The organism is Synechococcus sp. CBW1107, from assembly GCF_015841355.1.
Taxonomy (GTDB): Bacteria; Cyanobacteriota; Cyanobacteriia; order PCC-6307; family Cyanobiaceae; genus Regnicoccus_A.
Map to the genome: position 1 here is coordinate 13,620 of NZ_CP064908.1, position 18,237 is coordinate 31,856.

The 18,237-nt window shown below is 65.1% G+C and carries 22 protein-coding genes; 6 read left to right on the forward strand and 16 right to left on the reverse strand.

The genetic code is table 11. From position 1 onward, the window contains the following. Positions 1 to 54: 54 nt before the first annotated feature. Both I1E95_RS00070 and I1E95_RS00075 read right to left on the reverse strand, forming a co-directional pair. On the reverse strand, positions 55 to 1,467 hold the full coding sequence (locus I1E95_RS00070) for a form I ribulose bisphosphate carboxylase large subunit (RefSeq protein WP_094554451.1): 1,413 nt from the start codon (positions 1,465 to 1,467) through the stop codon (positions 55 to 57). A 70-nt stretch (positions 1,468 to 1,537) separates the two neighbouring features. After that, positions 1,538 to 1,849: a BMC domain-containing protein gene (locus tag I1E95_RS00075; RefSeq protein WP_015107695.1), complete on the reverse strand. Its 312-nt coding sequence runs from the start codon at positions 1,847 to 1,849 to the stop codon at positions 1,538 to 1,540. A 272-nt stretch (positions 1,850 to 2,121) separates the two neighbouring features. Between I1E95_RS00075 and I1E95_RS00080 the strand changes: the two genes are divergently transcribed. The 3 genes from I1E95_RS00080 to bchL all read left to right on the forward strand — a co-directional run bounded on the left by I1E95_RS00080 (position 2,122) and on the right by bchL (position 6,225). Next, entirely contained in the window at positions 2,122 to 3,375 is a 1,254-nt protein-coding gene (locus tag I1E95_RS00080) for a ferredoxin:protochlorophyllide reductase (ATP-dependent) subunit N (protein ID WP_197164224.1), read from the forward strand. Continuing rightward, positions 3,366 to 4,970, forward strand: a complete 1,605-nt coding sequence (locus I1E95_RS00085) for a ferredoxin:protochlorophyllide reductase (ATP-dependent) subunit B (RefSeq protein WP_197164226.1) — start codon at positions 3,366 to 3,368, stop codon at positions 4,968 to 4,970. Before I1E95_RS00080 ends, I1E95_RS00085 begins: the two co-directional genes overlap by 10 nt. 328 nt (positions 4,971 to 5,298) lie before the next feature. Continuing rightward, complete coding sequence (gene bchL / locus I1E95_RS00090; RefSeq protein WP_231594731.1) at positions 5,299 to 6,225, forward strand: ferredoxin:protochlorophyllide reductase (ATP-dependent) iron-sulfur ATP-binding protein; 927 nt, start codon at positions 5,299 to 5,301, stop codon at positions 6,223 to 6,225. A gap of 34 nt (positions 6,226 to 6,259) precedes the next feature. Here bchL and I1E95_RS16670 read toward each other — a convergent pair whose 3' ends face one another. The 8 genes from I1E95_RS16670 to psaM all read right to left on the reverse strand — a co-directional run bounded on the left by I1E95_RS16670 (position 6,260) and on the right by psaM (position 10,504). Beyond that, positions 6,260 to 6,502: a neutral zinc metallopeptidase gene (locus I1E95_RS16670; RefSeq protein ID WP_231594732.1), complete on the reverse strand. Its 243-nt coding sequence runs from the start codon at positions 6,500 to 6,502 to the stop codon at positions 6,260 to 6,262. Beyond that, the gene (locus I1E95_RS17070; protein ID WP_255518514.1) at positions 6,390 to 6,674 is read right to left on the reverse strand and encodes a neutral zinc metallopeptidase; all 285 of its coding nucleotides are present in this window, start codon (positions 6,672 to 6,674) and stop codon (positions 6,390 to 6,392) included. The genes I1E95_RS16670 and I1E95_RS17070 overlap by 113 nt, the downstream gene beginning before the upstream one ends. A gap of 23 nt (positions 6,675 to 6,697) precedes the next feature. Further along, a complete protein-coding gene (locus I1E95_RS17075; protein ID WP_255518515.1) occupies positions 6,698 to 6,868 on the reverse strand; it encodes a neutral zinc metallopeptidase in 171 nt (56 codons plus the stop codon). An 83-nt stretch (positions 6,869 to 6,951) separates the two neighbouring features. Then, positions 6,952 to 7,839: a hypothetical protein gene (locus I1E95_RS00100; protein WP_197164228.1), complete on the reverse strand. Its 888-nt coding sequence runs from the start codon at positions 7,837 to 7,839 to the stop codon at positions 6,952 to 6,954. Next, on the reverse strand, positions 7,836 to 8,441 hold the full coding sequence (locus I1E95_RS00105; protein WP_197164230.1) for a hypothetical protein: 606 nt from the start codon (positions 8,439 to 8,441) through the stop codon (positions 7,836 to 7,838). The genes I1E95_RS00100 and I1E95_RS00105 overlap by 4 nt, the downstream gene beginning before the upstream one ends. A gap of 57 nt (positions 8,442 to 8,498) precedes the next feature. Continuing rightward, entirely contained in the window at positions 8,499 to 9,470 is a 972-nt protein-coding gene (locus I1E95_RS00110) for a protochlorophyllide reductase (protein ID WP_197166869.1), read from the reverse strand. Between the two features lie 361 nt (positions 9,471 to 9,831). Further along, the gene (locus I1E95_RS00115) at positions 9,832 to 10,215 is read right to left on the reverse strand and encodes a hypothetical protein (RefSeq protein ID WP_231594733.1); all 384 of its coding nucleotides are present in this window, start codon (positions 10,213 to 10,215) and stop codon (positions 9,832 to 9,834) included. Between the two features lie 184 nt (positions 10,216 to 10,399). After that, a complete protein-coding gene (gene psaM, locus I1E95_RS00120; protein WP_197164232.1) occupies positions 10,400 to 10,504 on the reverse strand; it encodes a photosystem I reaction center subunit XII in 105 nt (34 codons plus the stop codon). An 89-nt stretch (positions 10,505 to 10,593) separates the two neighbouring features. Here psaM and I1E95_RS00125 point away from each other — a divergent pair, with 89 nt between their 5' ends. Further along, positions 10,594 to 11,085 (forward strand): CRR6 family NdhI maturation factor, encoded by a 492-nt coding sequence (locus I1E95_RS00125; RefSeq protein ID WP_197164234.1) that lies wholly within the window; start codon positions 10,594 to 10,596, stop codon positions 11,083 to 11,085. On the opposite strand, the gene I1E95_RS00130 is transcribed toward I1E95_RS00125, so the two are convergent. Next, positions 11,066 to 11,827: a sulfite exporter TauE/SafE family protein gene (locus tag I1E95_RS00130; RefSeq protein WP_197164236.1), complete on the reverse strand. Its 762-nt coding sequence runs from the start codon at positions 11,825 to 11,827 to the stop codon at positions 11,066 to 11,068. The two genes, I1E95_RS00125 and I1E95_RS00130, sit on opposite strands and share 20 nt — an antisense overlap. A 26-nt stretch (positions 11,828 to 11,853) precedes the next feature. Between I1E95_RS00130 and I1E95_RS00135 the strand changes: the two genes are divergently transcribed. After that, the gene (locus I1E95_RS00135; RefSeq protein WP_231594734.1) at positions 11,854 to 12,621 is read left to right on the forward strand and encodes a lipoate--protein ligase family protein; all 768 of its coding nucleotides are present in this window, start codon (positions 11,854 to 11,856) and stop codon (positions 12,619 to 12,621) included. A 26-nt stretch (positions 12,622 to 12,647) separates the two neighbouring features. Here the strand turns inward: I1E95_RS00135 and I1E95_RS00140 are convergent, their stop codons facing one another. Next, positions 12,648 to 13,874: a site-2 protease family protein gene (locus I1E95_RS00140; RefSeq protein WP_197164238.1), complete on the reverse strand. Its 1,227-nt coding sequence runs from the start codon at positions 13,872 to 13,874 to the stop codon at positions 12,648 to 12,650. A gap of 82 nt (positions 13,875 to 13,956) precedes the next feature. Here I1E95_RS00140 and I1E95_RS00145 point away from each other — a divergent pair, with 82 nt between their 5' ends. After that, positions 13,957 to 14,616, forward strand: coding sequence for a phosphoribosylanthranilate isomerase (locus I1E95_RS00145; protein WP_322781451.1), 660 nt, complete (start codon positions 13,957 to 13,959; stop codon positions 14,614 to 14,616). A 2-nt stretch (positions 14,617 to 14,618) separates the two neighbouring features. Here the strand turns inward: I1E95_RS00145 and folE are convergent, their stop codons facing one another. The 4 genes from folE to I1E95_RS00165 all read right to left on the reverse strand — a co-directional run bounded on the left by folE (position 14,619) and on the right by I1E95_RS00165 (position 18,217). Further along, on the reverse strand, positions 14,619 to 15,362 hold the full coding sequence (gene folE / locus I1E95_RS00150; protein WP_197164242.1) for a GTP cyclohydrolase I: 744 nt from the start codon (positions 15,360 to 15,362) through the stop codon (positions 14,619 to 14,621). Positions 15,363 to 15,369: 7 nt separating this feature from the next. Continuing rightward, positions 15,370 to 16,080, reverse strand: coding sequence for an SDR family oxidoreductase (locus I1E95_RS00155; protein WP_197164243.1), 711 nt, complete (start codon positions 16,078 to 16,080; stop codon positions 15,370 to 15,372). A 24-nt stretch (positions 16,081 to 16,104) separates the two neighbouring features. Then, positions 16,105 to 17,094, reverse strand: a complete 990-nt coding sequence (locus tag I1E95_RS00160) for an acetyl-CoA carboxylase carboxyltransferase subunit alpha (RefSeq protein ID WP_197164245.1) — start codon at positions 17,092 to 17,094, stop codon at positions 16,105 to 16,107. A gap of 76 nt (positions 17,095 to 17,170) precedes the next feature. Beyond that, positions 17,171 to 18,217 carry a long-chain acyl-[acyl-carrier-protein] reductase gene (locus I1E95_RS00165; protein WP_197164247.1) on the reverse strand — a complete coding sequence of 349 codons (1,047 nt, stop codon included), beginning with the start codon at positions 18,215 to 18,217 and terminating at the stop codon, positions 17,171 to 17,173. Positions 18,218 to 18,237: the final 20 nt, after the last annotated feature.

Consider the following 18,237-nt stretch of genomic DNA (forward strand, 5'->3'; position numbering starts at 1 on the left):
CGGATGTGACCGGGGGAAGGAGAAAACCCTTTCCCCGCTGGTCATCAACCCCGATCAGTTGACGTCGAGTTTGTCGACGGTGTCGAACTCGAACTTGATCTCCTTCCAGGTCTCGAGCGCGATGGCGAGCTCGGGGCTGTGCTTCGCGGCCTCCATGAGGATGTCGCGGCTTTCCTTCTCGATCTCGCGACCGGCGTTGCGGGCCTTGACACAGGCTTCGAGGGCCACCCGGTTGGCGGCGGCACCGGCGGCTGAGCCCCAGGGGTGGCCGTGGGTACCACCACCGAACTGCAGCACCGAATCGTCGCCGAAGATCGCCACCAGTGCAGGCATGTGCCACACGTGGATGCCGCCGGAGGCCACAGCGAAGACGCCGGGCATCGAACCCCAGTCCTGATCGAAGAAATTGCCGCGGCTGCGGTCTTCGGGGACGAAGGATTCGCGCAACTGGTCGATGAAACCGAGGGTGGTCTGGCGATCACCTTCGAGCTTGCCGACCACGGTGCCGGTGTGCAGCTGGTCACCACCGGAGAGGCGCAGGCACTTGGCGAGAACGCGGAAGTGGATGCCGTGCTTGGGGTGACGGTCGATCACCGCGTGCATGGCGCGGTGAATGTGCAGCAGCATGCCGTTCTTGCGGCACCACTTCGACAGACCGGTGTTGGCCGTGAAGCCGCCGGTGATGTAGTCGTGCATGATGATCGGCTGACCCAGTTCTTTGGCGAACTCGGCCCGCTCGTACATCTCTTCGGGAGTGGCGGCGGTGCAGTTGAGGTAGTGACCCTTCTTCTCGCCGGTTTCCTCCTGGGCCAGCTGCACAGCTTCGGCAACGAATTCGAAGCGGTTCTGCCAGCGCTGGAAAGGCTGGGAGTTGATGTTCTCGTCGTCCTTGGTGAAGTCGAGACCACCGCGGAGGCACTCATACACCACCCGCCCGTAGTTCTTGCCGGAGAGGCCGAGCTTCGGCTTGATCGTGCAGCCCAGCAGGGGACGGCCGTACTTGTTCATCCGGTCGCGCTCGACGCAGATGCCGTTCGGCGGGCCAGGGCAGGTCTTGATGAAGGCCATCGGGAAGCGGATGTCTTCCAGACGGAGGTGGCGCAGTGCCTTGAAGCCGAAGACGTTGCCCACCAGGGAGGTGAGCACGTTGGTGATGGAACCCTCTTCGAACAGATCGAGCGGGTAGGCGATGAAGGCGTAGAAGGATTCCTTGTCGCCGGGAACGTCTTCGATCCGGTAGCAGCGGCCTTTGTAGAAGTCGAGGTCGGTGAGGAGCTCGGACCAGACGGTGGACCAGGTGCCGGTCGAGGACTCGGCAGCCACGGCAGCGGCCACTTCCTCTTTGGGAACGCCTTCCTGGCCGGTGACCTTGAAGCAGGCCAGCAGGTCGGTGTCGAGGGGAACGTAGTCGGGAGTCCAGTACGTGTCCCTGTACTCCTTGACCCCAGCGTCGTACTTCTTGCTCATGGGGAAAATCTCCTTGTTGGTCGGGTGGGAAAGATGAAGGTGCTGCGCTCCCTCGGGGGCGCGTCAGACATCAGTCCTTGGAACCCAGACCGAAGCTGCTGTTCAGGGCCGGCTCCACTTCACGGTGGGGGCGGGCAATGATGTGGGCGGCCACGAGGCCGTCGCCCACGCGCTCACAGGCATCAGCACCGGCACGCACTGCGGCGTTCACGGCACCGGTTTCGCCGCGCACCAGGACGGTCACGTAGCCGCCACCCACGAACTCACGGCCGATCAGACGCACTTCGGCGGCCTTGGTCATGGCGTCGGCCGCTTCGATGGCCGGCACGAGGCCGCGCGTCTCGATCATGCCGAGGGCGATGCCCATGGTTTCATTCGCCATTGCCTGCTCCGGAAAAGGGTGGGGAGGTTCGATAAGGACCATGCTCGGCGGCATACCCCCCCGTCAAGCGATTCGGGGGGTTTGATCGATCACGGTGTGTAGGGAGCCCCATAAGCCCTGCTCATCGGAGCCGATATGTGTTAAGCGGCGTAACGACCTGGCTCCTGCGCCCCCTGCCGCTCCCCGGCGACGCTGATCCCGAAGACTTGTCAACAGCCACGGGTTTCTGCGTCCGGGGTGGCTAGTCCGTAATGGATCACCGGTTCCTGCCCATGGCCCTGACGTCCACCCTGCCGCCCGTGCTGCGCGAAAGCGGACAGCGGGAGGTGTTCTGCGGCCTCACCTCGATCGTCTGGCTGCATCGGCGGATGCCTGATGCCTTCTTTCTGGTGGTGGGCTCCCGCACCTGCGCCCATCTCATCCAGTCGGCGGCTGGAGTGATGATCTTCGCCGAACCCCGTTTCGGCACAGCGATCCTTGGCGAGCGCGACCTCGCGGGCCTGGCCGATGCCAACGAGGAACTCGACCGTGTGGTGAACGATCTGCTGGCCCGGCGGCCCGAGATCCGCACGCTGTTTCTCGTGGGCTCCTGCCCGTCCGAGGTGATCAAGCTCGATCTGGCCAAGGCCGCCGAGCGCATCAACACCCGCATGCTGGGCCGGGTGAGAGTTGTGAACTATTCCGGCAGTGGCATCGAAACCACCTTCACCCAGGGGGAGGACGGAGCCCTGACCTCCCTGGTTCCCCTGTTGCCCGCCAGTCCTGAACCCCAGCTGCTGATCGTGGGCACCCTCGCCGATGGGGTGGAGGAGCGCTTCCTGTCCCTGTTTGCCCGGATGGGCCTCGAGACGGTGCGCACCCTGCCGCCCCGTCAGTCCACCGACCTGCCACCCGTGGGAGAGGGCACCCGCCTGCTGCTGGCCCAGCCCTTTGTGGCTGACACGGTACGGGCTCTGGAGCGTCGCGGTGCCCAGCGCATCTCCGCCCCCTACCCGCTGGGGGTGGAGGGCAGCTGTGCCTGGATGGCGGCGGCGGCGGCGGCCTTCGGCATTGACCCCCGACGCGTGGCCGAGGTGCTCGACCCTCTGGCGGAGCGGGGCAGGCGCGCCCTGGAACCCCTGCGCCGCAGACTCGAAGGCAAGCGCCTGTTCCTGTTGCCCGATTCCCAGCTGGAAATTCCCCTGGCCCGTTTTCTGCACCGCGAATGCGGCATGGAACTGGTGGAGGTGGGCACCCCCTACCTCGACCGCCAGCTGATGGCCGAGGAACTGCCCCTGCTGCCGGAGGGCACCCAGCTCAGCGAAGGGCAGGATGTGGAGAAGCAGCTGGAGCGTGTTCGTGCCAGCCGCCCCGATCTGGTCGTCTGCGGCATGGGTCTGGCCAACCCGCTCGAAGCGGAAGGCTTCGCCACCAAGTGGTCAATCGAGCTGGTCTTCAGCCCGATCCATGGCTGCGATCAGGCCGCTGACCTGGCTGAACTGTTCGCCCGTCCCCTCAACCGCCGCGAGCTGCTGCAATGGAACTGACCCTCTGGACCTACGAAGGCCCCCCCCATGTGGGCGCCATGCGCATCGCTGCATCGATGGAGGGCGTTCACTACGTGCTGCATGCCCCCCAGGGCGACACCTACGCCGATCTGCTGTTCACGATGATCGAGCGCCGGGACCGCCGACCCCCTGTCACCTACACCACGTTTCAGGCCCGCGATCTGGGTGGTGACACGGCCGAACTGGTGAAGCGCTCGATCCAGCAGGCCGTGGATCGCTTCCAGCCGGAGGCCCTGCTGGTGGGCGAAAGCTGCACGGCAGAGCTGATCCAGGATCAACCGGGATCCCTTGCCTGCGGCATGGGCCTGGGTGTTCCGGTGGTGAGCCTGGAATTGCCCGCTTACTCCAAAAAGGAAAACTGGGGGGCCGCTGAAACCCTTTACCAGCTCTGCCGCGGGCTGCTCAAGACCCAGATGCCTGCCCCGGGAGCTGCCAAACCGGAGCCCGAGCGCTGGCGCTCCGAGGGTCGTCGTCCGCGCGTGAATCTGCTGGGTCCGAGCCTGCTGGGATTCCGCTGCCGCGACGATGTGCGCGAGTTGCGTGGCCTCCTCGCCGATCACGGCATCGACGTCAATGTGGTGGCCCCCCTGGGTGCCAGGCCGGCCGATCTGATGCGATTGCCGCAGGCGGACGCCAACCTCTGCCTCTATCCGGAGGTGGCCGGCCCGCTCTGCAGCTGGCTGGAGCGCAGCTTCGGCACACCGGTGGTGCGCACCGTGCCGATCGGAATCGGAGCCACAGCCCAGTTTCTGCGAGAGCTCTGCGCTCTGCTTGGCCTGGAGCCGCCGGAACTGCGTGAGGCCGATCAGCGCTCCAGATTGCCCTGGTACTCGAAATCGGTGGATTCCACCTACCTCACCGGTAAGCGGGTGTTCATTTTCGCCGACGCCACCCATGCGATTGCGGCGGCCCGGATCGCCTCGCGGGAGCTGGGATTCACGGTGGTGGGGCTGGGCACCTACAGCCGCGAGCAGGCCCGTGAGGTGCGCGTCGCCGCCAAGGAGCTCGACCTCGAGGCTCTGATCTCCGACGACTATCTGGAGGTGGAGCAGGCCATGGCCCAGGCGGCTCCGGAGCTTGTGCTCGGCACCCAGATGGAGCGCCACAGCGCCAAGCGGCTGGGGATTCCCTGCGCTGTGATCAGCGCCCCGCTGCATGTGCAGGATGTACCCGCCCGTTATGCCCCCCAGATGGGCTGGGAGGGGGCCAATGTGATCTTCGATTCCTGGGTGCACCCTCTGATGATGGGTCTGGAGGAACACCTGATCGGCATGTTCCGACATGATTTCGAATTCGTGGACGGTCATCTCAGCCATCTCGAGGGTGCTTCCGCCCCCACGGCCCAGCCGGTCGCTGGCCCTGACAACGGGGCGCCGGACGTGACACCGCTCTCGGCCACTCCCGAGGGGGGGGCCTTGCGCTGGACCGCTTCCGGTGAAGCTGAACTTTCCCGGATTCCTTTCTTTGTTCGGGGCAAAGTCCGGCGCAACACTGAGGCTTATGCCAACGAACGTGGCGTGGCGGAGATCACCGAAGAAACTCTCTACGAAGCCAAGGCCCACTTCAGCCGTTGAGCCGCGGGGCCGAGTGACGTTGCACAGCTGGCCAAACCCAGGCCAGCTGGATCATTCCCGGATCACACAAGCCAGCGCAATCGCTCCCTGGACCAGGCTCCATCGCCATCAGTCAAGTTATTAGGTATTTCTACTTAGGCCGGGAGGCAGACTCCTGGGCCCTCAGGGTGATTGTCGAGGCTGCGCTCATCAGCAATCGCTCGGCTTGGGTGAGCATTTCAAGATCCCGATTGTCGTGATGTTTCGGTTTGAGCCAGACCCAGCATCTGCCTGCTCGGCTGCACTTTGATGTAGGCACTGCCGATGTCGACTCGGCCAAGGACGTGTTATGACCACAACTCTGCCACCCAAGCAGACAACAGCTCCCGCCAAGGCTGCTGCCAGCAGCCATGAGGACGGTGAGGGCAGCCTCCAGGTCCACCAGGATGCCTCGATGAACATCGAGGAAGGTGCCCTTGTGATTGCCGTCTACGGCAAGGGGGGGATCGGCAAGTCCACCACCTCCTCCAACCTTTCCGCAGCGTTCTCCAAGCTGGGCAAACGGGTGCTTCAGATCGGGTGCGATCCCAAGCACGACAGCACCTTCACCCTCACCAAGAAGATGGTGCCCACGGTGATCGATATCCTCGAAACCGTCGACTTCCATACCGAGGAACTTCGCCCCGAAGACTTCGTCTTCGAGGGCTTCAATGGCGTGATGTGCGTGGAATCCGGTGGACCACCGGCCGGTACCGGGTGTGGTGGCTATGTCACTGGCCAGACGGTGAAGTTGCTGAAGGAGCACCATCTGCTTGAAGACACCGATGTGGTGATCTTCGATGTGCTCGGTGACGTGGTCTGTGGTGGTTTTGCTGCACCACTGCAGCATGCCCATTACTGCCTGATCGTCACCGCCAATGATTTTGATTCGATCTTTGCGATGAATCGGATCATGCAGGCCATCAACGCCAAGGCCAAGAATTACAAGGTGCGCCTCGGCGGCGTGATCGCCAACCGCTCTGAAGAAACCGACCAGATCGATAAGTTCAACGAGCGCACCGGCCTGCGCACGATGGCCCACTTCAAGACCGTGGACGCCATCCGCCGCTCGCGCCTCAAGAAGTGCACCATATTCGAAATGGAGCCCAGCCCTGAGGTGGAGGAAGTGCAGCAGGAGTACCTCAACCTCGCCCAGAAGATGCTCACCGATGTGGAGCCGCTCCCGGCGGAGCCCCTCAAGGATCGCGACATCTTCGACCTGCTGGGCTTCGACTGAAACCGGCCTGCTCGGGCCAGCTTCACTCCCGAGCTCAGAGCTGGCGAGCGCTGAAGGTGTCGCAGCTGGTCATGGTGCCGCTGCGGAAGCCAGTGAGAAACCAACGCTGTCGCTGGGCAGCCGTGCCGTGGGTGAAGCTGTCGGGGCGCACCCGCCCGCTGCTCTCACGTTGCAGGGTGTCGTCGCCGATGCGTCTGGCGGCATTGATTGAGCGCCTCCTCCAGATCGCCCGCCTCCAGGGTCCGCTGCTGTTGTTCTGTCTGATGTGCCCAAACACCGGCAAGACAGTCGGCCTGGAGCTCCATGCGCACCGAGAGCTGGTTGGACTGAGCTTGGGCCAGCCCCTGCTGGGCCTTCCTCAGCTGACGTTCAATACTCAGCTGCTTCTGAACGTGGTGGCCCACCTCATGGGCGATCACATAGGCCTGGGCGAATGGCGGCCTGGGCATTGCCGCAGGCTGAGCTCACTCCATCACTGAACAAACACCAGCTTCGGAGGTCTGTAGGCCGCCCCGATGCGCTCGAACTGCTCGCTCCAGCTGTCCTCGGTGTCGTCGAGCACCACTGAGACGAAGTCGGCGAGCTGATGCTCCTCGGGCGAAGACCTTTGCCGCGTGGCCTGGGTGCTGCTCGGTGCAGGCACTCCAACACCCCCGACCACGGCCACTGAAGGACCGCCTCGGCAATCCTCCACATTGTCGCTGCGGCGTCCCTCCGTTCAGCGCATCAGATTTCGGCGGCAGCGCGCTCCACCAGCCGTCGTGCCACGGCCTGCACGCCGGTGTGGGCGTAGGTGTCGGTGAAGGCATCCAGAAACGCGGCCAGCTGATCCATCCGCCCCTGCCAGGGACCGAGCGTAGATTCAAGCGCCTGGACGGCCTTCTGGCCGGTTAGACCCAGCTGACTGACGAATCCGCCGGCCCATCCGAGCCACTGGTCGACACCGCGGCGCAGAAAATTCATGTGATCCGAGTCGCTGCGGCCTGGAATCAGCGCGGCCATCCGTCCGTAGGCCGGCAACTTGCGCAGATCGCCGCTGCCGGCCGCACCCAGTAGCCCATCGAGGCGGGAGAGGGCCTGATCCCCGAGCGGCAGCAGCCCGTCGAAGCAGACCAGGGCCGCCATCCGCACCCTGGCTTCGCCGGCGTAGTCCGCCAAGGCGGCGCCGAAGTCGGCGAAGCTGTCGCCGGGGAGTCCGTTCACCTGGGTGAAGGCGAGCAGCTCGGCCCCCACCTTCAGGCTCAGATCCACCGCCTGGAGGGTGTCACCAGGTGGGGTGACGCTGGCGATCCGCTTGAGGAGCGGCACGCCTGCTGTGACGTTGGCCAGCACCCGCAGCCCGCCGGTGGCGTGCTGGGAGCGATTCACGGCGTCGTAAAGGCTCAGGGCCCTCTCGTAACCCTCATGACGGGCGCGGCTGAGCTGATCGGCGCGCGCCCGCACCTGGCGCACCAGTTCGGGATCATCGCTGCCGATCACTTCGCAGATCAGGGTGTCAGCGCTGGTGAGGTTGCTCCAGCCGCCGGGCACGAGGGTGCTGATGCCCTTGAGGGACAGCACGGTGAGATCCCGGCGGGGCAGGCGCTCGAGGCGCTCGAGGACGGTGCGGCTCATGAGGCGTGCTGGAGAGCAGCGGATTTGAGTTCGAGCTGGGACAGCTGTTCACTGCTGGCGGGGGGCAGGCGGCGGGGCTCAGCGGCCTTGGTGAGCCGCCCGCGGGAGGCGGCGGGCTGAAGTGCCGCCAGGGCCTGGAGATCGAAAGCGCCAAGCAATTCATGCCGGCGCTCGGGTTCGAGCCCCGATCCCTGCCCGATCACCTTGACCTGGAAGCGGTCGGCGACGAGAAGGGCGCTGGCCTGGGCCCCCTGATCCACCAGAGGCCACCCCTTCAGCCGGGTCTGGACGGCTGCGAACTTGGTCCGGGCCTCCGGTGCCGTGATGGTGTCGGAGATAGCCAGCAGGGCCGTCACCTGACCGTCGCGCTTGAGCTTGGCCTCACTGAATCCCCGCTTCTCCTGGGTGAAGACCAGCGACTCTCCGGGCACTGCACTGGGGAACAGCGCATTGAACTCAGTGCCGTTGACCACCTCACGGGTTGAGATCTCGGCAACGGTGCCACCAGGCAGCCAGGGGGAGAATGGCAGGAGCAGGATTGCCCCACCAATCAGTGAAACAGCCAGGATGATCCCTATCACCCAGCGCAGAAGGCGCGACATGCGATCTCCTTCAATCGTCTGAATCAACCCATCACTAGCAAGGCTGGAGCGCCGGACTCAGCCCAGACCAACAAGCTTCATGGTGAGATCCCACATCCGGCTTGCGGTGGCCTGATCGCTGGCCTTCTCCGAGAGTTCCTGGATGAACTGTTGACCATCCGCCTTCTGGCGGTTGCCCCAGCTCCAGTGCGCTCCCGATACGGCGAAGGCCGGATCCGCCACCACCTGGGCCACCCGCTCACCGGCCAGCTCCTGGCTCACATACCCGCCGGTGATGTTCTTCTGGAACCAGGGGAAGATGGTCTGAAAGGCCCTCGGGGTGTTGCGGAACAAGGGCGTGTCGGCCACGCAGCCGGGATAGAGCGAGCTGAAAATGATGCCCGTGGAGCCGTGCAGACGGCGATGCAGCTCCTGGGTGGTGATCATGTTGCAGAGCTTGCTGTCCTTGTAGGCCTTGCCGGGCTTGAAGGTCTTGCCGCTGGCCATGCTGATCGGCGCCTTGAAGCCTGCCTCGAAACCTGAGAGGTTCCCCAGGTCTGCGGGGGCCGGGATCGGAATCTTGCCTCCCAGTTCCTTGGAGTTGGCCGTGACCGTCCCAAGGATCACCAACCTGCGCGAAGGATGGCTCGACTTCATCAGGTCGTCGAGCAGGGACTGGATCAGCAGGAAATGCGCGAAATGGTTGGTAGCCATTGAGATCTCGTAGCCCTGGGGCGAGCGCTCAGGTTGCTTCAGCCGTGGTTTGTAAACCGCAGCGTTGCAGACCAGGGCGTCGAGGCTGCGGCCGGTGGCATGGAAGGCGTTCACCAGCCGGCGCACACTCTCGAGATCACCCAGATCCACCTGCAGGTGGGTGAGGGAGCTCTCAGGTATCTCCAGAGAACTGGCTGCTGCCTTGGCCTTGGCCAGATCGCGGCAGGCCATCACCACATGCCAGCCGCGCTGGGCCAGAGCTTTGGCGGCGTACAGGCCCACGCCGGAGGAGGCTCCGGTGATCATCACAGTTCCGCTCTGGCCACCGCTGCCCATGCCGGGGCTAGAGGAGCTTGACGGGGTGGGAGCGCTGGAAGCTGACGCCATCGGGGCGCGGCGGTTCGGGGGGCCTCAACCTAAGGACAAGGCCAGCGACCAGTGCCGAGTGCGGAGCGAAGTTCAACACAAGGTCACGTTCAACGGAAACAACCGATGACATCCCTGTGGAATCGTTCGACGTCCTGTTGCTCCGGGTCGTGATGCTTCCAGTCAAGCGGAATCAAGGCGTGAAGCTTGAACAGGTGCTGGTTGACCCGTTCTGCTTGGTCAGAAACTCAACCTGGAGGGAGACCACCGCAGGAATTTCAGTGCCTTGATCCTTGATTCAACCGTCACCAACGGATGCTCCCGGCTGAGTTCAGCGCTGACCCTGGGCAGGAAGGGGCTGAGTGCTGATCAGGGGTCTGCCGGCAGGTGCCGCGGAGGGCTTGGATTCGATGGGGTCGTTCCACACCACCCGTAGTCGGTTGGGGGCGATCCACTGATCCTGTTCGCGGATCAGCTGTTGCTCACCGGTGGTGACGAAGAGTTGATCGAAGCGCTTCTGCGCCTTCTGCAATTTGGCTTGTTCGATCTGAAGAATGGCACTCAGTTCGTCGTGCTGGTTCAGACGATGCTGGTAGGCCCCAGCCAGATGAACCAGGCTGAGGCCAGCCAGCAGGGTCATGCCCAGTTTGACGCTGAGCCCAATCACACCGCAGAGCAGCTCCTGCCTGTCGGTTGATCCCTGATGAATGGCCACCGCCTCAGCTGCGCTGATGGGTGGTGCGGCGGATGTGCGCGGGGCTGGCCGTCGCCTGGATGTCGCCTGACGCCTTGGTGCGGAGACGGGCCTGAGCTGCTGCGCGGCGGACAAGGGGGAGAAGGAGAAGTGATGGCCCGCTTCTAGCAGTTCAGGTGCGAACTGCCAAGGGCGAGCCTCTGATTCAGGCCCGGTAGAGGCTGACGCTGAGACGAATCGCCAGAATGCCGGCGTGGGCGGCGACCACCAGGGCGATCAGAACCTCTGCCTGGCTGAGTGTTGTGACCATGGCCAACGATGGGAAACGGATGTCGCCACCATTGTTCGGCTCCGTTCCGCCCGACGCCACGTGATGGCATCGGGCTGTCACAGCTCTTGATGGCCCAACCTCCTTCCAGCCTCTCCGTGTCCGCTGAGAGTGTCCGCGCTCTTGATCTCTCGTCGCTGAAGCCCTGGAGCACCTGTTCTCCGGCCGAGCTGCTGGCCGCCACCGGAGCTCTGGTCCTCGATTTCGACTGGCCCCGTCAGCCGGACGATCCCCGCGAGCTCTCCGAACTGCCTGAACTGCGTCTCTGGAGTCTGCGGGCCGATGCGCTTCACCCCTGGTTGCCCCTGGTGCTCGACCGCAGCAGTGGCCAGCTCTGTCGTCACGTGGCGATGCTTCTGCCCCATGGCTTCAGCCGCCAGGAGGGGATCCGCTTCGCACCGGAGAGTCTCGAGCTCTGGATCACCCAGCGTTGCTTTCTGCTGGATCACTGGAGCCACGAGCGGGGTCTGAACTGCCGCCAGGGTCTCGCTCAGATGGCCGCGGTGCTGGGTTTCGAGCTCGATCCAGGGTTCTGGGAGACGATCAGCCCAGCAGGAGGCTGAGGGCCCGCCGTCCGCTGTCGAGGGCCAGCAGGCCCGTGAGCCCGCGCAGGAGTTGCACCAGCAGGGTCTCCGGCACCCGCTCCAGCCGCGCGGCAGACCAGCGGGCTGCCACAGACGCTGCTCCACCAAGGGTGAGGGCGATGGATCCCTGGGCCTTCGCCCCGATCAGGAAGGTGACCGACGCTGCCGACGAGGAGCAGAGCACAGCCAGGGTGCTGAGGCGGATGGCCTCGCGCACCGGCAGCTTCAGGCTCCCCATCATCAGGGGGACCATCAACAGGCCCCCGCCCACCCCCAGCAGTCCTCCGGCCAGGCCGGCCACGCAGCCCACCAGGGCCAGAGCCATCAAGGCTGGTGGCTTTGGCGATGCTTCAGCCTCATGGTCTCGGCGAGGCGAGATCGTCAGGGTCAGGGTCAAATACATCAGCGACTGCAGGCCCAGCAGCTGCCAGCCGCTGAGCAGTCCCCCCAGCCGACTGAACAGCAACCCGCTCAGGGCGGCACTGAGGCCGATGGCCAGACCCTCCGCAGGCAGCACCCGACCCTGACGCAGATGCACCCAGGTCCCCCCCAGGGTGGTGGGCACGATCGCCAGGGTGCTGGTGGCCAGGGCCTGATGGGGCGGAAGGCCCACCATCAGCAGCATCGGGGAGAACACCAGGCCGCCACCGATGCCCAGCAGCCCCGAGAGCAGCCCCGCCCCCAGACCGAGGGGCACCAGCACCAGCAGATCGCCCAGCATGATCGGGTTTGAACGGCGGCCGCACGGTGCCATCAGCATCCCCTGCTGAACTCCCATTTCCGTCGAGCTGGCGCTGGATCCCCCACCTCTGCCTGCGCGGTGACTGGCAGATGGCCATCGACGACTGGCTGCTGGATCAGCTGCTGCTCAAGCCAGGTCAGGGAGCGGTGCGCCTGTACAGCTGGAGCACACCGACCCTCTCGCTCGGCCACCACCAGCGCGCCATCACCCCGGCCTGGAGTCGCGCAGTCCGGCAAGGCCGTGTGGCGCTGGTGCGCCGGCCCAGCGGCGGTGGCGCCGTGCTCCATGCCGGCAGCCTCACCTACGCCCTGCTCTGGCCTGATCCTCCCCGCCAGCCAGGGGGCCATCGCGCCTACGGCCAGGTGGCCACCTGGCTGGCGCAGGCCATGGCCCCCCTGGGCCTGGCCCTCAGCCCAGGCCTGGAGAGGGTCTCGGTTCCATCCGACAACTGCTTCGCCAGCAGCACAGTGGCTGATCTGGTGGACAGCGATCACCGCAAGCGGGTGGGCAGTGCCCAGCTCTGGCGCCGGCGCCAGCTGCTGCAGCACGGAAGCGTGCTGCTCGACCCACCATCCGCGTTGTGGCAGGAGCTGTTCGGATCACCCCCAGCGGTTCCAGCCGCGGCTCCAGGACTGTCCGCGGATGCGCTGGAGGGCCAGCTGCGCCGCACGCTGATCAGCAGCCTGGGGGGGGGGCCGCTGCTGGTTGAGCCACTTGGGGGTCAGGAGTGGGAGGCGATTGATCGCCGGCGCCACCGGTTTCGTCTGTCCTGAGGAACGGCCCCCGTGCATGGGGCGAATCAGCCCTCGCCACTCTCGGCGATCCCCCGGGCCACCTGGGCCAGGGACAGCCCGAGGGGGTAGGTGCCCTGGCGCCTGGCCGCCTCCAGCAACGGTGCCGGCAGTCGAAGCCCCAGGCGGGCCAGCACCACTTCCGACAGTTCCGGCCGCTCCAGGGTGCCGCTCGGCAGGCCCGCCGAACCCAGCACCAGCAGGCGATCGACGCCGGGCTCATCCAGCAGCAGGGCGGCCTGCCAGAGCGGTGCATCGTGCTGGATGCTGGGAAGGGTGCTCAGGGGCTCAATGTGGTCCAGCACCCGCTCCTGATCCCAACGCTGAACCGGCAGGGTCTGCAGGGGGTCATCGCCGATCACCCCTTTCCAGCGCCCCCGCTCGCAGACGAGTACCCAGTCCGGAGTGCCGTCGCTGTCGTCACGACGCATCCGGGAGAGCTCGCGCAGGGGCGCATCACCCTCAAGCACCCGGAAGCGGCGGCGGGCGGCCTCACTGACCTTGAGGTCCTTGAGGGCTTTCTGCAGCGCCAGCAGCTGAATCTGGTTTCTGGAGGCCCCGAGCCCGAACCACCCGAGCATGATCAGCCAGAAGGCCCCCAGCCCACCGCCACGCAGGAGCAGCAGGGTGCCCATTCCCACGGCCATCAGCGAGAGGAAGCGGCCCATGGCGGCGGCCACCTGGACCCCGCGACGCTGACTGCCGGTCCACTGCCACACCAGCGCCTTGACGATCAGGCCCCCATCGAGGGGCAGACCGGGCAGCAGGTTGAACAGGGCCAGCACCAGGTTGAGGACGCCCAGCTGGCTGACCATTTCCCCCAGCAGGGGCGAGAGATGGGCGACCGAATGGCTGCTGCCCAGCAACAGACCTGCCAGCAACAGGCTGACCAGGGGGCCGGCGGCAGCCACCTGCAGAGCGGCCATGGCCGTGGAGCATTCCTTCTCGACACTGGCCACCCCCCCCAGCAGGAACAGGGTGATGCTGCGCACCTTCACCCCATGGGCGATGGCCACCAGGGAGTGGCCCAGCTCATGCAGCAGCACCGAAACGAACAGCAGCAGGGCCGTTCCCAGCGCCAGCAGCCAGAGGCTGGCAGCAGAGGCCTGGCCCGCCAGCTGAATGCCGTACTGCTGTTCGAAACCCAGCGTGGCCAGCAGCAGGATCACGAACCAGCTGGGGTGGATGCGCAGCGGGATGCCGCTGATCTTGAAAAGCTGCCAACCTTCACCCACGCGGTCCCGTCCTGCCGATGCCCAGGCAGATCCCGGGCGGTCTTTCGCCGATCCTAGAAAGGGTGGCCATGGCCTTCCTGTGGTGCTCCCCCCTCTGCTGAAGATCTGCGGCCTGCGTCAGCCGGCCCAGGCCCGGGCGGTGGCCGAACTCGGTGTGGATGCCGTGGGGGTCATCGCGGTGCGGTCGTCCCCGCGCTGGCTGGCCCCCGATCAGCGGCTGGAGCTGTTCCAGGCGATGTCCGACGGTCGGCCTGGCTGCCGGGGAGTGCTGGTGCTGGCGGATCCGGGCGACGAGCTGGGCGCGCAATTGAATCCTGACCAGGGCCATCAGGTGCTACAGCTGCATGGGCGGGAAACCCCAGCCCGCTGCCGGGAGCTTGCCGACAGAACAGGCTGCGCGATCTGGAAGGCCCTGAGAATTGCCAGCCCCAGTGATCTTGAGCGGGTCAACGACTATCGGAACGTGGCGGAGGCCGTTCTGCTGGACGCCTGGGTTCCGCACCAACTGGGAGGCAGTGGTCAGCGGATTCCACCCGCCTGGCTGGAGGGGTTCAGGCCCGCCCTGCCCTGGTGGCTGGCCGGAGGCGTGGGACCAGCCAACGCCGCTGAGCTGGTGGCGTCCTTTCATCCCGATGGACTCGATGTCTCCAGTTCCGTTGAGCGCGCCCCAGGCGAGAAGAACCTCGATCTGGTGCGCGCGCTGGTGGACGTGGTGAAGGGCTCAGCAGCAGGTGCGAGATGAGCTCAGGTGCTGAGCAGAGCCTGTTGCTGCTTCACCAGTTCGAAGAACTCATGCTTGAGGCTGGGGTCGTGGCGGAAATCGCCCCGCACCACCGAGTTCACCATGCTGGTCTGAGGTTCTTTGACTCCACGCCACTTCATGCAGTAATGCTGGGCTTTGACCAGGATCGCCAGGCCCTGGGGCTTGCACAGGCGCTCGATCTCATCCGCCAGGATCATCACGGCTTCTTCCTGGATGTGGGGACGTGAGAAGACCCAATCCGCCACTCGGGCGAACTTGGAGAGGCCGATCACCCGATCACCGGGCTTGATCCCGATCCAGCAGTTGCCCAGAATCGGCACCAGATGATGGGAGCAGGCCGATCGGATACTGATCGGACCCACTGTGTAGATCTCATCCAGATGCTTGACATTGGGGAAGCTGGCGATCTTCGGCTGTTTGTGGTATCGACCCTTGAATACCTCGTGGAGATACATCCGGGCAACGCGTTCTGCTGTTTCCTCGGTGTTGTGATCGTTGTCGATATCGATGACGAGGCTGCGCAGCATCTCGCGCACTTTCCCAGCCACCTCGATCTCCAACTGGTCGAGTTCTCCCTCGAGCAGGTGATCAGCAACGTTGTCGTTGGCGAAGAAGGGGACACCGGCCTGAATCAGGCGCTCGCGAATGCGCGCACTGACAGGGCCCGGGGCCGCGTCGGGTGCGATCGACCTGGAGCGAGGGTTGGAGGGGATGGTGGATGTCATGAAAGACTCAGAAAGCGCCAGAGGCGGGCATGAGGGTCAGGTCCTCCACCACCTGGGACGGAGGCTGCTGAGCAAGGAACAGCAAGGCTTCCGCGGCTTGATCGGGATCAAGCATGGCACGGCGATCGAAGGAGCTGTGGACGGTTTCCGTCACCCAAAGGGGTGTGTTGACCGCGCCGAGGGTGAGGGTGGAGACGCGAATGCCATGGCTGCGTTCCTCGGCTGCAAGGCAGCGGCTGAACGATTCCAGCGCCGCCTTGGTGGTGCAGTAGGCCCCCCATTCGGGGAAGGCATTCCTGGCTGCATGGCTGCTCACGTTGATGATCAGGCTCGATCCCTGTTGGCGTAATCCAGGCAGGACCGCCTGACAGACCTGGAAGACACTGGTGAGGTTGAGTTGAAGCAACCATTGCCATGAACCCAGCTCCATGCTGGCGAGCTTCCCGGTGTAAGCAGCCCCGGCGTTGTTGATCACCACCGTGGGCTGCAGTCCGCGGCCCAGCAGATCACTCAGGTGGCCGGGAAGGCTGTCGGCGTCTGTCAGATCCGCCATCACCCATTCCACTCGCCTGCCGGCGTCCCGCAGGGGAGCGGCGACGCGTTCGAGATCACGGCCGGAGCGTGCCAGGAGCAGAAGATCCCAGCCAGCAGCCGCGAAACGGCTGGCAGCAGCGGATCCGATGCCCCTGGAGGCACCGGTGATCAATACAGAAGCCAAGCAGGTTGCGTCTCGACCCGAACCTTAAGGGTTTGCCACAGTTTCTGTGGCCTCCGGCTCCAGGATCCTCCCCATGCGCCGGAACTTGGCATAACGCTGCTCGAGCAGCTCGGCTTCGCTGAGCCGGCCAAGGTCCTGAAGGTGCTGCATCAGGGCGGCGCGCAGGGTCTCAGCCGCCTGGAGCGGGGCCCAGTGGTTACCGCCTGAGGGTTCACTCAGCACGGTGTCGATCACCCCCAGCTGCAGCAGATCGTTGGCCGTGATGCGCAGGGCGGCGGCGGCGGCCGGGGCCTTGGCTGCATCCCGCCAGAGGATGGAGGCGCAGGCCTCCGGACTGGCCACGGTGTAGACGCTGTGCTCAAACATCAGCAGGCGGTCGGCAACGCCGATGCCGAGAGCACCGCCGGAGCCCCCCTCACCGATCACCGTGGCGATCACCGGAACCCGGAGGCGGAACATCTCGCGCAGGTTCACGGCGATCGCTTCACCTTGCCCCTGCTCTTCGGCCAGCACGCCGGCATAGGCGCCTGGCGTGTCGATGAAGCTGAGAATCGGCAGGCGAAAGCGATCGGCATGCTCCATCAGTCGCAGGGCCTTGCGGTAACCCCCCGGGGAGGCCATGCCGAAATTCCTGGCCACGTTCTCCTTGGTGTCACGGCCTTTCTGATGGCCGATCAGGACGACTCCCTGGTCACCGATGCGGCCGACGCCTCCCACCAGGGCCTGGTCATCGGAGCCGCGGCGATCCCCGTGCAGCTCGAACCAGTCATCGGTGATCACCTGGATGTAATCCAAGGTGCTCGGCCGCTGGGGGTGGCGTGCCACCTGGATCTTCTGCGCGGGGCTCAGAGACTGAAAAATCTCCTCCCGTCGTCTGGCCGCCAGGGTTTCCAGTTGCAGCAGCTGCTGACTGACATCCACTTCGGAATCCCTGGCCAGCTGGCGGATCTGATCGATCTGATCCTCCAGTTCCACCAGGGGCTTTTCGAAATCAAGCAATGGGCGGCGGGCCATGGTGTGGGAGGGGGATGGCTCTGGAGGGATCAGGGCTGGAGAGACGGAGATCGTCGACGGACGATGGCAGGCTCGATCAGACGGTTGCCAGCTGTGGCCGCTGAACCTGATTGAGGCCGATCGAGCGGAAGCCGTGGCGCAGGGACGCCGCACCGATCAGTTCCATGTTGGCGAGAGTGATGTTGTTGCGGCCCCAGCTGAAGTTGGTGTGCAGGCCCTCGAACTCCAGAAGCATGGCTTCGGCGAAACAGGCGAAGAGCTGGCGCTTCGGATTCTCCATCTCCGCCACCTCCATCATCTGCCAGCCGATGTCCTGCCAGAACTCGACGATGCCTCCCTTGATCACGTGCACTCCTGCACCGGCCACCTTGCTGTCCAGATTCTTGGGATAGCCGCCATCGATCATCAGGCAGGGTGAGTTGAGGCTGGCCGGATCGATGCTGAGACCCTGGGGCAGGCTGGCCACCCAGACCACCACGTCGGCTTCAGGCAGGGCCTCCTCAAGGCTGAGAATGCGGCCCCCGCCCAGTTCGGCCTGCAGATCGAGCAGGGGCTGGGGCTGCCGGGCCACCAGCAGCAGCTCGGCGACCCCGGTTTTCTGACTGAGCCAGCGGCAGACGGCACTGCCGATGTCGCCTGTGGCACCGACCACCGCCACCTTCGCCCGGCTCAGGTCGATGCCGAGGGCTGGGGCATTGGTTTCCACCTGCTGGGCGATGACCCAGGCGGTGTGGGTGTTGCCGGTGGTGAATCGTCCCCAGTCCAGAGCGGTGCTGCGGATCTGCTGGGTCTTGAGCAGGTTGAAGTTCTCGAAGATGATCGAGGTGAATCCACCCAGGGCGGTGATGTCGATCCCGCTCTTCTGGGCCAGATCCATGGCGCTGAGCACCTTGCGCCGCGCTGTCTTGAAGCGGCTGAGCATCTCGGGAACGAACACCGAATCGATGTAGGCACCCTCGATGGTTTTGCCCGTCGGGCTTGTGATGCTGACGTTCTCCACCAGCTGAGGTGGAGCCACACACCAGAGGTCGAGGTCCCCGTCGGCGTATTCGGGAAAACCCAGCTCAAGGGCCTTGCTTCGAGCCTGCTCGAGGCTGGTTGAGTGACCAATCAGACCGAACATGCAGCTGTGGCGGGGCGAAA

Coding starts and splice junctions, on each gene's coding strand:
- I1E95_RS00070 (WP_094554451.1), bottom strand. CDS start 1,467: ATGAGCAAGAAGTACGACGCTGGGGTCAAGGAGTACAGGGACACGTAC.
- I1E95_RS00075 (WP_015107695.1), bottom strand. CDS start 1,849: ATGGCGAATGAAACCATGGGCATCGCCCTCGGCATGATCGAGACGCGC.
- I1E95_RS00080 (WP_197164224.1), top strand. CDS start 2,122: ATGGCCCTGACGTCCACCCTGCCGCCCGTGCTGCGCGAAAGCGGACAG.
- I1E95_RS00085 (WP_197164226.1), top strand. CDS start 3,366: ATGGAACTGACCCTCTGGACCTACGAAGGCCCCCCCCATGTGGGCGCC.
- bchL (WP_231594731.1), top strand. CDS start 5,299: ATGACCACAACTCTGCCACCCAAGCAGACAACAGCTCCCGCCAAGGCT.
- I1E95_RS17070 (WP_255518514.1), bottom strand. CDS start 6,674: ATGCCCAGGCCGCCATTCGCCCAGGCCTATGTGATCGCCCATGAGGTG.
- I1E95_RS00100 (WP_197164228.1), bottom strand. CDS start 7,839: ATGAGCCGCACCGTCCTCGAGCGCCTCGAGCGCCTGCCCCGCCGGGAT.
- I1E95_RS00105 (WP_197164230.1), bottom strand. CDS start 8,441: ATGTCGCGCCTTCTGCGCTGGGTGATAGGGATCATCCTGGCTGTTTCA.
- I1E95_RS00110 (WP_197166869.1), bottom strand. CDS start 9,470: ATGGGCAGCGGTGGCCAGAGCGGAACTGTGATGATCACCGGAGCCTCC.
- psaM (WP_197164232.1), bottom strand. CDS start 10,504: ATGGTCACAACACTCAGCCAGGCAGAGGTTCTGATCGCCCTGGTGGTC.
- I1E95_RS00125 (WP_197164234.1), top strand. CDS start 10,594: ATGGCCCAACCTCCTTCCAGCCTCTCCGTGTCCGCTGAGAGTGTCCGC.
- I1E95_RS00130 (WP_197164236.1), bottom strand. CDS start 11,827: ATGCTGGGCGATCTGCTGGTGCTGGTGCCCCTCGGTCTGGGGGCGGGG.
- folE (WP_197164242.1), bottom strand. CDS start 15,362: ATGACATCCACCATCCCCTCCAACCCTCGCTCCAGGTCGATCGCACCC.
- I1E95_RS00160 (WP_197164245.1), bottom strand. CDS start 17,094: ATGGCCCGCCGCCCATTGCTTGATTTCGAAAAGCCCCTGGTGGAACTG.
- I1E95_RS00165 (WP_197164247.1), bottom strand. CDS start 18,217: ATGTTCGGTCTGATTGGTCACTCAACCAGCCTCGAGCAGGCTCGAAGC.